The following is a 13,788-nucleotide window of genomic DNA, read 5'->3' as shown; positions in this document are numbered from 1 at the left end:
AACAGCGCAGCACGCCCGCACCGCGGAGTTTCGGGTACAGCTAATTCCTCGGCTACGGGTGCGGGGCCCGCAGGCCGGCCCGGTCTGGCAGGTCGGCGCCGGCGCGGCCGACCGTCCACGCCGACGACAGGCACGCGGATTGCAGCGCCGCCGTCAGCGCGTCGAGCCCGATCCGGCCCAGGGCGGCCCGCCGGGCGGCGCCCAACAAACCCATTCCCCAGAGCGCGTCCAGCAGGCCGACCATGAACGCGTCGCCGGCGCCGACGGTATCCACCACCCGAACCGGCTTGGCGGCCACCCGGGCCTCGCCGGCCGCACAAAAACCCAGCGCGCCCCGATCACCCATCGTCACGACGACGACCGCCGGGCCGGACGCCAGCCACGCCCGGGCCGTCGACTCGGGGTCGCGCTCGGGATCGATCCAACACAGGTCCTCGTCGCTGGCCTTGACGATGTCGCTGCGCTCGACGAGGCGGGCGATGCGGTCGCGGGCCTGAAACCGGTCGACGATGAGCGAGGGCCGCACGTTGGGGTCGAAACTGACGGTGGCCGACACCCGGTACGCGTCGAGCAGCGCCGCGACCGCCAGGCGCCCCGGCTCGCGCACGGCGGCGATCGATCCGGTGTGCACCAACACCGGCGGCGCCACTTCGGGTACGCCGGACAGTTGCCACTCCAGGTCGAACGCGTAGGCCACTGACCCGTCATCCTCGATCGTTGCGACCGCGGTCGGTGTCCGGGCCGCCGACGCGCTCCCCGGAACGAGCTGCACACCAGCGGTTTTCACGTAGTCGGCGATTCGGCGGCCGCGTTCGTCGTCGCCGATGTGCGTCACGAAATCGACGTCGCGACCCAGCCGGGCGAGCCCGACTGCGACGTTGAGCGGGCTTCCGCCCACATGCTCCGCGGCGCCGACGATGTCGATCAGCGCTTCGCCGATCACCAGCGCGCGGCTCACGGGCCGACACCTTTCAGCAACGACTCCAGGGTCGCCCGTGCCCCGCGGACGTGCAACGAATCCAGCGCCCAGCGATAGGCCTCGACGAAGCGGGGTTCCTGCGCGAGATCGCCGAACAGCTCGGCGTTTTCGATGAATGCGGTCAGACGATCCCGCTGCGACCGCGCGACAGGCACCAGCGAGTCGGCCACGTTGTCGACGACCTCGATCGGCTCGCCCCCTTCGTCGACCGCCTCGGCGTAACGGGCCCAGCTCGCGACGGTGGCCGCCGCGAGCCGGACGGGCCCGCCGGCGCGCAGGTTGTCGCGGATCACCGGGAGCAGCCATTTCGGGATGCGGTCCGAGGAGTAGGCGCACAACCGCGCCACGGTGTCCCGCACCCCCGGGTTGGCGAAGCGTTCGATGAGCCCGCGGGTGTAGGCGTGCAGGTCGATGCCGGGGACCGGTCGCAGCGTCGGCGCAGCCTCGGAATCGAAATAGGCCAACAGGAATTCGGCCAGCAGCGGGTCGCGCGCCGCGTCGTGGACCATGCGGTACCCGCACAGTGCGGCGAAGTAGCACAGGCACTGGTGACCGGCGTTGAGCAGCCGCAGCTTCATCGCCTCGTACGGGCTCACGTCGTCGACCAACAGAACGCCGGCTTCCTCCAGCGGCGGGCGGCCGTCGGCGAAGTCGTCCTCGAGCACCCAGGCGGCGAACGCCTCGGCCACCACCGGCCACTCGTCGGCGACACCGAAGTCACGCTCCACTCCGGCCGCGATCTCCGGCGTGGTGACCGGGGTGATGCGGTCCACCATCGAACACGGGAACCGGGCGCGCTCGCCGACCCAGTCGGCGAGCCCGGGGCGCACCAGCTCGGCGTGTGCGATGACGGCCCGGCGCGCGACCTCGCCGTTGTGCAGGATGTTGTCGCACGACAGGATCGTCGGCGCGGCGATGCCGCGGTCGCGGCGCCGGCCCATGGCCTCGGCGATCAGGCCGAAAACCGAGCCCGGGTCCCGGATCTGGTAGCCGCCCTCGGTGATGGTCATCGAGATGATGCGGGTCGTCGGGGCGGCGAGTAGCTCGATGGTGCCGGCCGGGTCATCCGGCGCGTAGTGATAGTCGACGATCGAGCCGATCACCCGCGCTTCGCGGCCGCCGTCGGGATGCTCCAAAACCAGCGTGTACAGGCCGTCCTGGGCGCGCAGGACGTCGCGCATCCGGCGGTCGGCCGGCAGCACTCCAATGCCGCAGATGCCCCACTCTCGCGCCCGGCCGCGCTCGAGCAGCCTATCGAGGTAGGCCGCCTGATGTGCGCGGTGAAAGCCGCCGACCCCGAAATGCGCGATGCCGACCGCGACTCCGTCCCGGTCATAGCCCGGTGTCGCGATCGGCAGCCGTCCCAGGGTGGCGCTGCTCAGCCGAACCACGGTCTTGACGGTACCGGCGCCCGCGCGGAAACAACTAGGTTGACGTTATGGCTTCCACAGCACCGGCGCGGGTCAAGCTGACCAACGCCGACAAGGTGCTGTATCCGGCGACCGGAACCACGAAGGCCGACGTTTTCGACTATTACACCCGGATCGCCGAGGTGATGCTGCCGCACATCGCCGGGCGCGCGGCCACCCGCAAGCGCTGGCCCAACGGCGTCGAGCAGGAGTCGTTCTTCGAAAAGCAGCTGGCGTCCTCGGCGCCCGACTGGCTGCCGCGGGCCAGCGTCACCCACCGCTCCGGGACGACGACCTATCCGATCATCGACAGCCCCGACGGGCTGGCCTGGATCGCGCAGCAGGCGGCGCTGGAGGTGCACGTGCCGCAGTGGCGCTTCGTCGCCGAGTGGACCCGAAGCCGGGCCGAAGAACTCAAGCCCGGCCCGGCAACGCGTTTGGTGTTCGACCTCGATCCCGGCGAGGGCGTGACGATGCCGCAACTGTGCGAGGTCGCCCACGCCGTGCGGGAGCTGATGAGCGATATCGGCCTCACCCTTTTCCCGCTCACCAGCGGCAGCAAGGGTTTGCACCTCTATGCGCCGCTCGACAGCCCGGTGAGCAGCAAGGGCGCCACGGTGCTTGCGAAACGTGTTGCGCAGCAACTGGAGCAGTCGATGCCCAAGTTGGTGACCGCCACCATGACCAAAAGCCTGCGGGCGGGCAAGGTGTTCCTCGACTGGAGCCAGAACAACGGCTCGAAGACCACCATCGCACCGTACTCGCTGCGCGGGCGCGCACAGCCGACCGTCGCGGCACCGCGCACGTGGGAAGAGATCGCGGACCCTTCGGTGGGCCAACTCCGTTACGACGAAGTGCTCGACCGGGTCGCCCGCGACGGCGATCTGCTGGCGGAGCTGGACGCCGACGCACCGGTCAGCGACCGGCTGAGCAAATATCGCAGCATGCGCAACGCGTCGAAGACCCCCGAGCCGGTGCCAGCCGGGAAACCCGTTACCGGCCAGGGCAATTCGTTCGTCATCCAAGAACACCACGCCCGGCGCCTGCACTACGACTTCCGGCTGGAGCGCGACGGCGTGCTGGTGTCGTGGGCGGTCCCGAAGAACCTGCCCGAGACCACATCCGTCAACCACCTGGCGGTGCACACCGAGGACCATCCGCTGGAATACGGCGCGTTCGAAGGGAACATCCCCAAGGGCGAGTACGGGGCCGGCAAGGTGGTCATCTGGGATGCCGGCACCTACGAGGCCGAGAAGTTTCTCGACGACGAGGTCATCGTCAACCTGCACGGCAACCGGATCTTCGGGCGCTACGCGCTGATTCAGACCAACGGCGACCAGTGGCTGGCGCACCGGATGAAGGACCAGAAGGTGTTCGACTTCGACGCCATCACCCCGATGCTGGCCTCGGAGGGTTCGGTGGCCGCCCTGAAGGCGGGCCAGTGGGCCTTCGAGGGCAAGTGGGACGGCTACCGGCTCCTGGTGGAGGTCGACCACGGCGCCTTGCGGATCCGGTCGCGGCGCGGCCGCGAGGTCACCAAGGAATATCCCGATTTGCGTTCCCTCGCAGCGGATCTGGCCGACCATCACGTGGTGCTCGACGGCGAGGCCGTCATTCTGGACGAGGCCGGGGTGCCCAGCTTCCACGAGATGCAGAACCGGGGACGCGGCTCCCGCGTCGAGTACTGGGCGTTCGACCTGCTCTACCTGGACGGCCGCTCGCTGCTGCGCGCGCGCTACTCCGACCGGCGCAAGCTGCTGGAAATCCTTGGCGGCGGGGACAATCTGATCGTCCCCGACCTGCTGCCCGGCGACGGCGCCCAGGCGCTGGAGCACTCACGCCGATACGGCTGGGAGGGCGTGGTCGGGAAGAAGCGTGACTCCACCTATCAGCCGGGCCGGCGTTCGGCGTCGTGGATCAAGGACAAGAACTGGAACACCCAGGAAGTCGTCATCGGCGGCTGGAAGGCGGGCGAAGGCGGGCGCACCAGCGGCATCGGCTCGCTGCTGATGGGAATCCCGGGTCCGGACGGTTTGCGCTTCGCCGGACGTGTCGGCACCGGCTTCACCGAACGCGACCTGGCGAACCTGAAGAAGACGCTGGCGCCGTTGCGGACCGACCAATCCCCGTTTGACCTCCCGCTGTCCCGGCAGGACGCCAGGGGAGTGACGTTCGTCGAGCCGGTCCTGGTCGGCGAGGTGCGCTACAGCGAATGGACCCCGGATGACCGGTTGCGCCAATCGAGTTGGCGCGGGCTGCGGCCGGACAAGGAACCAAGTGAGGTGGTACGCGAGTGAAGTGGTTGACCTTTCGAGGTAGCGACGGCGAACGCGCCGGGGTGCTCTCCGGCGACACCATCCACGCGATGCCGCCGGGCGTGACGCTGCTCGACCTGATCGGCCGCGGCGCCGACGGGCTGCGCCAGGCCGGCGAAGACGCGTTGCGTTCCCCGTCGGCGGTGGCACGGCTCGACGAGGTCACGTTGCTCGCGCCGATCCCGCGCCCGCCGTCGATCCGGGACTCCCTGTGCTTCTTGGATCACATGCGCAACTGTCAGGCCGCGATGGGGGGCGGCCGTGAGCTGGCCGACACCTGGTATCGCATCCCCGCGTTCTACTTCGCCTGCCCGGCAACAGTTTTGGGACCCTACGAAGACGTACCGACGGCACCCGGAAGCGCGTGGCAGGACTTCGAATTGGAGATCGCCGCCGTCATCGGCGTCGGCGGCAAGGACCTGACCGTCGACCAAGCCGAACGCGCCATCATCGGCTACACCATCTTCAACGACTGGTCCGCCCGAGACTTGCAGCAGCGGGAAAGCCAGCTCGCGATCGGGCAGGGCAAGGGCAAGGACAGCGGGGTCACGCTGGGCCCCTACCTGGTGACGCCCGACGAGCTCGAGCCGTACCGCCGTGACGGCAGGCTCGACCTGCAGGTGACCGCGTTGGTCAACGACACCGTGATCGGCTCGGGGTCGACCGCCCAGATGGACTGGACCTTCGGCGAGGTCATCTCCTACGTCTCGCGCGGCGTGCCGCTCACGCCCGGCGACGTCATCGGCTCCGGAACCGTGCCCACCTGTACGCTCGTCGAGCACCTCAATCCCGGTGCGCTGGAATCGTTTCCGGGCTGGCTGCACGACGGCGACGTCGTCACCCTCCGGGTCGAGGGGCTGGGGGAGACCCGACAAACCGTGCGCGCCAGCGGGCCGCCGCACCCCCTGGCCGCCCGGCGCAACCCGGACGCGGCGCCCGCCGCGGCCCGGGTCAACCGGGCGCCGGCGAAGGTGCCCTACACCCGCGGCCTGCACGTGGTCGCCGACCGGGTGTGGGCGTGGACGCTCCCGGACGGCGGCTACGGGTGGAGCAACGCCGGGCTGATCGCAGGCGACGGTGCGTCGCTGCTCGTCGACACGCTGTTCGACCTGGCGTTGACCCGCGAAATGCTCGCCGCGATGCGGCCGGCGACGGATCGCGCGCCCATCACCGACGCCCTGATCACCCACTCCAACGGCGACCACACCCACGGCAACCAGCTGCTGGACGCGTCGGTGCGCATCCTCGCCGCGCAGGGCACCGCCGACGAGATCGCGCACGGGATGGCGCCCGAGATGCTGGCCATGGCGCAGACCGCCAACCTCGGCCCGGTCGCGACCCCCTACGTGCGAGACCGCTTCGGGCACTTCGACTTCAGCGGCATCAAACTGCGCAACGCCGATCAGACGTTCGACCGGAACCTGACCATCGAGGTCGGCGGGCGCCGCATCGACCTGCTGAACCTGGGCCCCGCCCACACCGCCGCCGATTCCGTCGTGCACGTGCCCGACGCGGGGGTGTTGTTCGGCGGCGACCTGCTGTTCATCGGCTGCACCCCGATCGTGTGGGCCGGCCCCATCGCCAACTGGATCGCGGCGTGCGATGCGATGATCGCGCTCGACGCCCCGATCGTGGTGCCAGGTCACGGGCCGGTCAGCGATCCGGACGGGATCCGCGCCGTCCGTGGATATCTCGCGCACGTCGCCGACCAGGCCGAGGCCGCCTACCGCAAGGGACTGTCGTGGGCCGAGGCCACCGACACGATCGACCTCGGCGAGTACGCGACGTGGCTGGACGCCGAGCGGGTCGTCGTCAACGTCTATCAGCGCTACCGCGAACTCGACTTGGACACACCACAACTGGAGGTAATGGCCTTGCTGGTGATGCAGGCCGAGTGGCTCGCCAAGCGGACCGGTTAGGACTTGATCGCCCGCACGAAACTGATCGTGGCGGCCGGGCCGTGCTCGGACTCCAGGAGCTCCGGCAGGCCGGCCGCGGCGAACAGGTCGGTGAGCGAAAACGTGGTCGTGTCCCACCCGTCGGCGCCCAGGTGCGCGGCGACGTCGGTGTGCTTGCCGGGGTAGGTCAGGGCGGCGATGTCCATGTCGAGCCCGTGGCGGCGCCAGCCCTCGGTCGTGCGCAACGCCTGCTCCTTTGACTGCTGCGAGGCGTCGTTGAGCGACCCATAGTCGGCGGCGAAGCGGCTGCCCTCGGCCGACAGTGGGGTGATCGAGTCCAGCAGGCGGACCTCGGCGTCCGGCGGCAGCCAACCGATGAGCACGCCCTCGGCCAGCCACGCCGTCGGTTGCGCGGGGTCGAAGCCGGCGTCTTGGAGTGCCGCCGGCCAATCCTCGCGGAGGTCGATGCCGATGGCGCGCAGCTCGGCGGTCGGGGCCGCGCCGATCTCCGACAGCGTCGCGGTCTTGAACGCGATCACCTCGGGCTGATCGATCTCGTAGACGGTGGTCCCGGCCGGCCAGGAAAGCCGGTACGGCCGTGCGTCGAGCCCCGACGCCACGATGACGACCTGGCGCACGCCCACCTTGCCGGCCGCGGCGAAGTAGTCGTCGTAAAACCGGGCGCGGGCGGCGAACGTGTCGACCATGCGGGGGAAAGGGACGTCCCTCTCGAGGTCGTCGGAGTCGAGCTCGCCGCTGGCCAGCTTCGTGAACACGTCCAGGCCGACGGCGCGGACCAGCGGCTCGGCGTACTTGTCGGTGATCACCGGCTGCGGACGTCGGGTGGCGGCCGCACGCGCCGCGGCGACCATGGTGGCGGTGGCGCCCACGCTGTTGGCCAGGTCCCAGGTATCACCCTCGCTTCGTGTCATGGTTCGCATGCTAGGCCGGGCCCCTGAACATCCGCTGTGTCGCTTACGGTTCACGTATGCCCGCAGTGGAATTCGCAACCCTCGAGGACAACATCGCCTGCATCACCCTCAACCGCCCGGAGCGCCTGAACGCGATCGACGGCGCGCTGATCGGCGGCGTGGAGGAGGCCCTCGACGCCCTCGGCGAGGGCGAGCACCGCGTCGCGATCCTGACCGGGGCCGGGCGGGGATTCTGCGCCGGCGCCGATCTCAGCGGCACCGGCGAGGCGTGGACCAAACCCAGACCTGCCAGCCCGCCGTTCAAGGTCAACTACGACTCGCAGGTTCGCCTGGCCGAGCTGTTCACCCGGATCTACGAACTGCCCATCCCGGTCATCGCCGCGGTCAACGGCGTCGCCGTCGGCGGCGGGCTGGCGTTCACCTTGGTCAGCGACATCCGCGTCGCGTCCGAGACCGCCCGGTTCGGATCGGTGTTCATCAAGGCCGGCTTCTCGTCGATGGACATGGGCACCAGCTACCTGCTGCCCAAGATCGTCGGCGCCGGAGTCGCTCGCGAATTGATGCTGACCGGCCGCATCATCGATGCGGCCGAGGCCTATCGCATCAAGCTGGTGCACGAGGTCGTGTCGCCGGATGACCTGATGCCGACGGCGCTCAAGCTGGCCCGATCGATCGCCCAGAACAACGCGTATGGCGTGTGGCAGACCAAGATTGGGCTCAACGCGGCGCTGGACGCGCCGAGTCTGCGTCACGCCATAGAGCTGGAGAACCGCACCCAGATCCTCAGCGGCTTCACCAACAACCCGCGCGAGGCCGCCACGGCGCACATGGAGAAGCGCCCCCCGAAGTGGGATCCGCTGTGACGCCTAGACTTTGACCTCCGGACGTTGAGTGTGAAACCTGGGCTTTCGGTGTGACTCCTGGGCGGCGAACGCGGAGGAATCGCGCCATGGGTTCACACTGAAAGCCGTGAGCTCACACTGAAGGCTCGGTGCCGGTCAGACTTTCGCGATCACGTTCTCGGCGAACATTTCCAGGTTGCGGATCTTGTTGTCCAGCGGCTCGTCGTCCTTGCCCATGATGTAAGGGATGCGGAAGCCGACGATCACGTCGGTGACGCCCTTGTCCTCGAGACGCTTGACGCCGTCCACCGTGAACCCGTCGACCGAGATGACGTGGATCTCGAACGGGCCGGTCTTGCCCTCCTCCTCGCGGTACCGCTTGAGCTTGGCGATCAGCGCGTCGAGTTCCTCCGGATCGCCGCCGCCGTGCATCCAGCCGTCCAGGCGGGCGGCGCGGCGCAACGCGGCGTCGGCGTGCCCGCCGATCAGGATCGGAATCGGCTTGGACGGGGCCGGGGTCATCTTGGTCTTCGGGATGTCGTAGAACTCGCCGTGGAATTCGAAGTAGTCGCCGGTGGTGAGGCCTTGGATGATTTCGATGCATTCGTCCATGCGCTTGCCGCGCTTGGCAAATGGAACGCCCAGCAGTTCGTAGTCCTCGGGCCACGGGCTGGTGCCCACGCCGAACCCGACTCGGTTGTCGGTCATTGCGGCCAGTGAACCGATCTGCTTTGCCACCAGCGCGGGTGGCCGGATCGGCAGCTTGAGGACGAAGAAGTTGAACCGCAGCTTCGACGTCACCGCGCCCAATGCCGATGTCAGGACGAAGGTTTCGATGAACTCCTTGCCGTCCAGGAACTCGCGGTTGCCGTCGGGGGTGTACGGATACTTCGAGTCGGACTCGAAGGGATAGGCGATGCTGTCGGCGATCGTCATGGCGTGGTAGCCGGCCGCCTCGGCCGCCTTGGCCAGCGGGATGTAGTAGCGAAAGTCCGTCATCGCCTCTGCGTAGGTGAACCGCACGTCTCCGCCTTCCTTGGGGGCCGTCATACGACATTAGAACGTGTTCTACTTTTACCCGCGTGCGGGTCCCCGAACAAGGCGCCAGCCGGTCAGAGCTGATTCTCGGGGCCGATCACGGCCCAGACCGTCTTGCCCGACGACGTCGGGGTGCTGCCCCAGGCGCGCGACAACGCGTCGACGATCGCCAGGCCGGACACGTCGATGCCCTTGTCCGGCGACTGCAGCCGCAGCGCCGGTGTGCTGCTGGCGTCGGACACCGCGATGGTCGCCGTCGCGCCATCGGTTTCGACCCGCATCATCGGCACGCTTCCGGTGTGCTCGAGCACGTTCTCCACGAACACGTTGACGACCACCAACGCGACCGGGATGAGCGGGGACTGCGACCACGCGGTCAGCCACTCCCGGACCAGCCGGCGTGACTCGCGAAGACTGGTCAGGTTGGCGGGCAGTTCGGCATCGGCGTGCCGAACGGTGCGGCTGGTGAGCCGGTCGAGCGCCTTCAGCGCGGACTTTTCGGTGGCGTACACCGACATGAAGCGGGCCACCTCGCTTCGGGTGATCGCCTCGCGGGCGGCGCGATCGGCGCACACCAGCACTATCGGAACTCCGGGTCGGGTGTGCGCCTGCCAGCGCACGCCGATGAAGCCCGACCAGGCCGATTCCGCGGGCACCTGCAGCTTGGAGACGTTGACGACGACGGCGGACGGCTCGTCCAGGGTGGCCTTCGTGATGATGTCGCGCAGCGCCGCGGAGCTGCTGCTGTCGAGCACGCCCTCGACCGTGAGCACGACGACCGACTGCTCCGTGCGCGTCGAAACGGCCAGCGAGCTTGGTGACTCAGCTACCGCGCTCACCGCAGCCACCCCTTTCCCGTCAGGGCTTTATCCTCGCCGACCGCGACGCGGCAAGCCGTGTCATCCGGTTCCGCGTGTCTCAATAGCAATTTAGGCCCCCGCATTCCCAGCGTGAAAGAAGGCGGATGCGATTCCCTTATCCGGCCGTCCGCTGCCATATCCCCCGCTCCTGGAATTCGGCCGCCTATCCCGCCCCCACGAGATGAAAATGAGACTAACGCGATTACCCGAACGCCACGATCGGCAAACCTGCGGATTACCGCGCCGCTTCAGCTCAGCGCGTACGGCGGAGCGCCGACCCCCGCGACCGTGTGCGTGCCCCACGGCGTCAGCTCGACGATGCGGGCCGGCGCGCTGCGCTCGCCGACGGTCAGCGTGGCGGTGCGCGCCTGTTTGAGCGACTCGCCGGGCAGCGCCGCGGATCCGAAGACCGTGCCCTGCCAGTGGTAATGGCCGTCGATCGGGTCCAGGTGGCCGGCCAGACGCACGCGCACCGGATGGTCGGATCCGGCGACCGTCAGCGTCGCCGCGCCCTCGTAGGTCGCGTCGGGCCGGCTCGCGCCGGACGCGAGATCGAAGGCCGAAGCCACCGGCTGGGGCTGGGCGGGTCGCACGTAGAGGCGTTCGTTGAACACCCGCTGGCTGCTGCGGCGAACTTCGATGCGGGTGCTGCCGGTGCGCTCCATCAGCGCGACGCACTCGGCGACGTACCGCGCCTGCGCTCCGGTGTCGGGCCCGCTGATGAAGAAGTAGTTCGGGAAGCCGCGAAGGGCGACCCCGTAATAGGGCTCCATGCCGTCGCGCCAGCCCGCCTCGCCCGACATCGCGAACCCGGTGCCGTAGACGATGGCGTCGGCGTCGTGCTCGACTCCGTCGGCGGTGCGGAGGCGCGACGCGGTGATGGCGACGACGGCCGATCGCACGAGCGTGGGGCGCGCCTGGGCGTCGGCGGCCGGTCGGATGCGCCGGCGCAGCCAGCGCTTGGCGCGGGTGGCGGGCAGCGGCAGCTCGTCGACGACCCGGCGCGGCGGATGCGCGAAGACGGTGACGGAGGCCGCCGAGCTGATCAGCCACGGGATGTAATGGCCGGCGGTGGAATCGGCGCCTACGACGGCGACGCGCTTACCGGCCGGGTCGAAACCCGCCTGCCACCGCGCCGTGTGAAACGACTCGCCCCGGAATTCGTCGCGTCCGGCGAAGTCCGGAATCCACGGGACCCGCGCGGGCGGGTCGGCGGCCACCACGACCCGGGCCCGCACCGTCTCGCCGCCGTCCGTCGTCAACAGCCAGGTGTGGGTGGCGTCGTCGAACCGTGAGCCGGCCACTTCGCCCTCGAGCGTCACGACGTCGGCGACGCCCGCCCCTTGGAGGGCCGCCCGTGCGCTGTCTCCCGCTCCAAGGACGAGCACCCGATGGCAGCGCACGGGCGGCTCGGTCACAGGAATCTGCTGCGCTTCCAGGCGCGGCGGGCGATCGGGCCCAGCAGGCCCACCTCGGTCAGAAACGCCGCCAGCGGAGCGAAGCCGGCGACCTGGATCTCGCGGCGGTGTGCGCTGGTGCGCGCTGTCTTTCGTGCCCGCTTGGCGTCCAGGCCCACCCGCGCGTAGGGGATGGGGTTGCTGAACAAGTAGTTGAAGAAGTATCCGCCTAGCCCGTTGATGTTGGCCATGAACAACCGGTTGAGCCGCGGCATCTCGGCGGCACGCTTGCGCGCGCCGTCGCGGGCGAACTGAATGTGGCGGGCCTCTTCGGTGACGTGAATCCGCATGAGCCGCTGGATGATCGGCTGCAGTTCGGGATCGTCCATCATCTGCCGTTGCAGCGAGTCGAAGATTTCTTCGCCGATGAGGGCGGCCATCCAAAGCATCGAACCCCGCTGGAACGCCAGCGGCAGCGCGTTGATGATCCACCGGTGAAACAGCCTGGGGCGCACCGGCTTTGCGCCGATGCGTTCGATGGCCTTGCCGAACATGACCATGTGGCGGGTCTCGTCACCCAGCTCGGTCAGCTTGTAATGCGTCGAGGAGCTGGTGGGGTCCTCGTGCAAGATGGTCCGCAGCAACGACTGGTTGAGCATGTTCTCGAACCAGATTCCCGCCGAGAGCGTGTTGACCAGTTCTTGGCGGGACAGGTCGATCTGCTGCTCGCGCGTCATCTCGTCCCACATCGGCGTGTTGTAGAGCGACACCAGCCGCGGCGGCAGGTAGAACTTGTCGGGGTCCAGCGGCGCGTCCCAGTCGATGTCGACCACCGGCTCGTAGGACTTCTTGATCGAGCCCTTCAGCAATCGGTCCGAGAACTCTTCACGACTCGGCCCGCCCGGCTTCACCGCAGTCGTCATGGCGCGTCCCTTCGTTGGGTGCTGCAGACGGTACCCATGGTATCGGGTACCTGGGGTCCCGGCTAGGCCTTCGAGGTCTCGATTCGGCAATCTGATTTAAGCAGTGAGGAGGGCCTCTTGGGTCGGCATATTCACGTGATCGGCATCGGAGCCGGCGACCCGGGCTATGTGACCGTCCAGGCGATCGAGGCGCTCAACGACACGCAGGTGTTCTTCGCGATGGACAAGGGCGAGGCGAAAAGTGACCTGGTCGCGCTGCGACGGGAGATCTGCGCGCGGTTCATCCGCGAGCCCGGATACCGCTTCGTCGAGCTGCCCGACCCAAAGCGGTCCGCGGAGGCCGACTATCGCGAGGCGGTCGCGGAGTGGCACGCCGCGCGGGCGCGCGTCTGGGCGGACGCCATTTCCGCGGAACTCGGTCCCGACGGCGTCGGCGCCTTCCTGGCCTGGGGCGACCCGTCGCTCTACGACAGCACGCTGCGCATCCTGGGCGCCGTCGGTGTCGAGCTCGATTTCAGTTACGACGTCATTCCGGGGATCACCGCGGTCCAGGCGCTGACGGCGCGGCACCGCATCCCGCTCAACGAGGTCGGCGAACCGGTGCTGATCACGACGGGCAGGCAGCTGCGCCGGCAGGGCATGGCCGGCTCGGCGGTGGTGATGCTCGACGCCGACTGCTCGTTTCAGACCTGCCCGCCCGGCACGAAGATCTGGTGGGGCGCCTACCTGGGCACCGGCGACGAGCTGCTGGTGGCCGGCACCGTCGGCGAGGTCGCCGCGCGGATCGTGGAGCTGCGCGCCGACGCCCGCGCGCGGCACGGCTGGATCATGGACACCTATTTGCTCCGACCGGCAGACTGAAAGGCGTGCCCGAACTCCCCGAGATCGAAGCGCTGGTCGACCATTTGCGCCGCCACGCCGTCGGCGCGACGGTCGGGCGCGTCGACGTCGTCGCGTTTTCGGTGCTGAAAACCTTTGACCCGCCGATCAGCGCGCTGCACGGCCAGGCCGTGACGGGGGCCCAGCGCTGGGGCAAGTACCTGGGGTTGCAGGCCGGGCCGCTGTTCCTGATCGCCCACCTGTCGCGGGCCGGCTGGTTGCGGTGGTCCGACAAGCTGGCCGCGGCGCCGCTGCGGCCCGGCAAGGGCCCGATTGCGATGCGGGTGCACCTGGGCACGCCGGGTGCGGCGCCCGG

The 13,788-nt window shown here is 69.0% G+C and carries 11 protein-coding genes and 1 pseudogene; 5 read left to right on the top strand and 7 right to left on the bottom strand.

Going from position 1 to position 13,788, the window contains the following annotated elements:
• Positions 1 to 52: 52 nt before the first annotated feature.
• Positions 53 to 958, bottom strand: coding sequence for a carbohydrate kinase family protein (locus AC5Y2S_RS23395; RefSeq protein WP_499958688.1), 906 nt, complete (start codon positions 956 to 958; stop codon positions 53 to 55).
• Positions 955 to 2,370, bottom strand: coding sequence for a mannitol dehydrogenase family protein (locus AC5Y2S_RS23390; protein ID WP_499958687.1), 1,416 nt, complete (start codon positions 2,368 to 2,370; stop codon positions 955 to 957). The genes AC5Y2S_RS23395 and AC5Y2S_RS23390 overlap by 4 nt, the downstream gene beginning before the upstream one ends.
• A gap of 47 nt (positions 2,371 to 2,417) precedes the next feature.
• Between AC5Y2S_RS23390 and AC5Y2S_RS23385 the strand changes: the two genes are divergently transcribed.
• Positions 2,418 to 4,685: an ATP-dependent DNA ligase gene (locus AC5Y2S_RS23385; RefSeq protein ID WP_499958685.1), complete on the top strand. Its 2,268-nt coding sequence runs from the start codon at positions 2,418 to 2,420 to the stop codon at positions 4,683 to 4,685.
• Positions 4,682 to 6,622 (top strand): fumarylacetoacetate hydrolase family protein, encoded by a 1,941-nt coding sequence (locus AC5Y2S_RS23380; RefSeq protein WP_499958683.1) that lies wholly within the window; start codon positions 4,682 to 4,684, stop codon positions 6,620 to 6,622. The genes AC5Y2S_RS23385 and AC5Y2S_RS23380 overlap by 4 nt, the downstream gene beginning before the upstream one ends.
• On the opposite strand, the gene AC5Y2S_RS23375 is transcribed toward AC5Y2S_RS23380, so the two are convergent.
• Positions 6,619 to 7,533, bottom strand: coding sequence for an SAM-dependent methyltransferase (locus AC5Y2S_RS23375; protein WP_499958682.1), 915 nt, complete (start codon positions 7,531 to 7,533; stop codon positions 6,619 to 6,621). The two genes, AC5Y2S_RS23380 and AC5Y2S_RS23375, sit on opposite strands and share 4 nt — an antisense overlap.
• Before the next feature lie 65 nt (positions 7,534 to 7,598).
• Here AC5Y2S_RS23375 and AC5Y2S_RS23370 point away from each other — a divergent pair, with 65 nt between their 5' ends.
• Complete coding sequence (locus AC5Y2S_RS23370; protein ID WP_499958730.1) at positions 7,599 to 8,396, top strand: enoyl-CoA hydratase/isomerase family protein; 798 nt, start codon at positions 7,599 to 7,601, stop codon at positions 8,394 to 8,396.
• Positions 8,397 to 8,531: 135 nt separating this feature from the next.
• On the opposite strand, the gene AC5Y2S_RS23365 is transcribed toward AC5Y2S_RS23370, so the two are convergent.
• The 4 genes from AC5Y2S_RS23365 to AC5Y2S_RS23350 form a co-directional block, all read right to left on the bottom strand.
• Positions 8,532 to 9,398, bottom strand: a complete 867-nt coding sequence (locus AC5Y2S_RS23365; protein ID WP_499958729.1) for an LLM class flavin-dependent oxidoreductase — start codon at positions 9,396 to 9,398, stop codon at positions 8,532 to 8,534.
• An 89-nt stretch (positions 9,399 to 9,487) separates the two neighbouring features.
• Positions 9,488 to 10,261 (bottom strand): STAS domain-containing protein, encoded by a 774-nt coding sequence (locus AC5Y2S_RS23360; protein WP_499958681.1) that lies wholly within the window; start codon positions 10,259 to 10,261, stop codon positions 9,488 to 9,490.
• Positions 10,262 to 10,521: 260 nt separating this feature from the next.
• The gene (locus AC5Y2S_RS23355; RefSeq protein ID WP_499958728.1) at positions 10,522 to 11,460 is read right to left on the bottom strand and encodes a DUF4873 domain-containing protein; all 939 of its coding nucleotides are present in this window, start codon (positions 11,458 to 11,460) and stop codon (positions 10,522 to 10,524) included.
• A 227-nt stretch (positions 11,461 to 11,687) separates the two neighbouring features.
• Positions 11,688 to 12,593 (bottom strand): AurF N-oxygenase family protein, encoded by a 906-nt coding sequence (locus AC5Y2S_RS23350; RefSeq protein ID WP_499958680.1) that lies wholly within the window; start codon positions 12,591 to 12,593, stop codon positions 11,688 to 11,690.
• A 117-nt stretch (positions 12,594 to 12,710) separates the two neighbouring features.
• Here AC5Y2S_RS23350 and cobF point away from each other — a divergent pair, with 117 nt between their 5' ends.
• Together cobF and AC5Y2S_RS23340 are read left to right on the top strand one after the other, a co-directional pair.
• Complete coding sequence (cobF, locus tag AC5Y2S_RS23345) at positions 12,711 to 13,454, top strand: precorrin-6A synthase (deacetylating) (RefSeq protein ID WP_499958679.1); 744 nt, start codon at positions 12,711 to 12,713, stop codon at positions 13,452 to 13,454.
• A 5-nt stretch (positions 13,455 to 13,459) separates the two neighbouring features.
• Positions 13,460 to 13,702: pseudogene (locus AC5Y2S_RS23340) on the top strand (DNA-formamidopyrimidine glycosylase family protein); the annotation flags it as partial.
• Positions 13,703 to 13,788 lie beyond the last annotated feature (86 nt).

The sequence above is a fragment of the Mycobacterium sp. NGS69 genome (assembly GCF_059812165.1).
This window is presented reverse-complemented; position numbering and strand designations above follow the sequence as displayed.

Excerpts from the sequence above, each read along its gene's own strand:
- AC5Y2S_RS23375 (WP_499958682.1), bottom strand. The coding sequence starts at position 7,533 with ATGACACGAAGCGAGGGTGATACCTGGGACCTGGCCAACAGCGTGGGC.
- AC5Y2S_RS23385 (WP_499958685.1), top strand. The coding sequence starts at position 2,418 with ATGGCTTCCACAGCACCGGCGCGGGTCAAGCTGACCAACGCCGACAAG.
- AC5Y2S_RS23350 (WP_499958680.1), bottom strand. The coding sequence starts at position 12,593 with ATGACGACTGCGGTGAAGCCGGGCGGGCCGAGTCGTGAAGAGTTCTCG.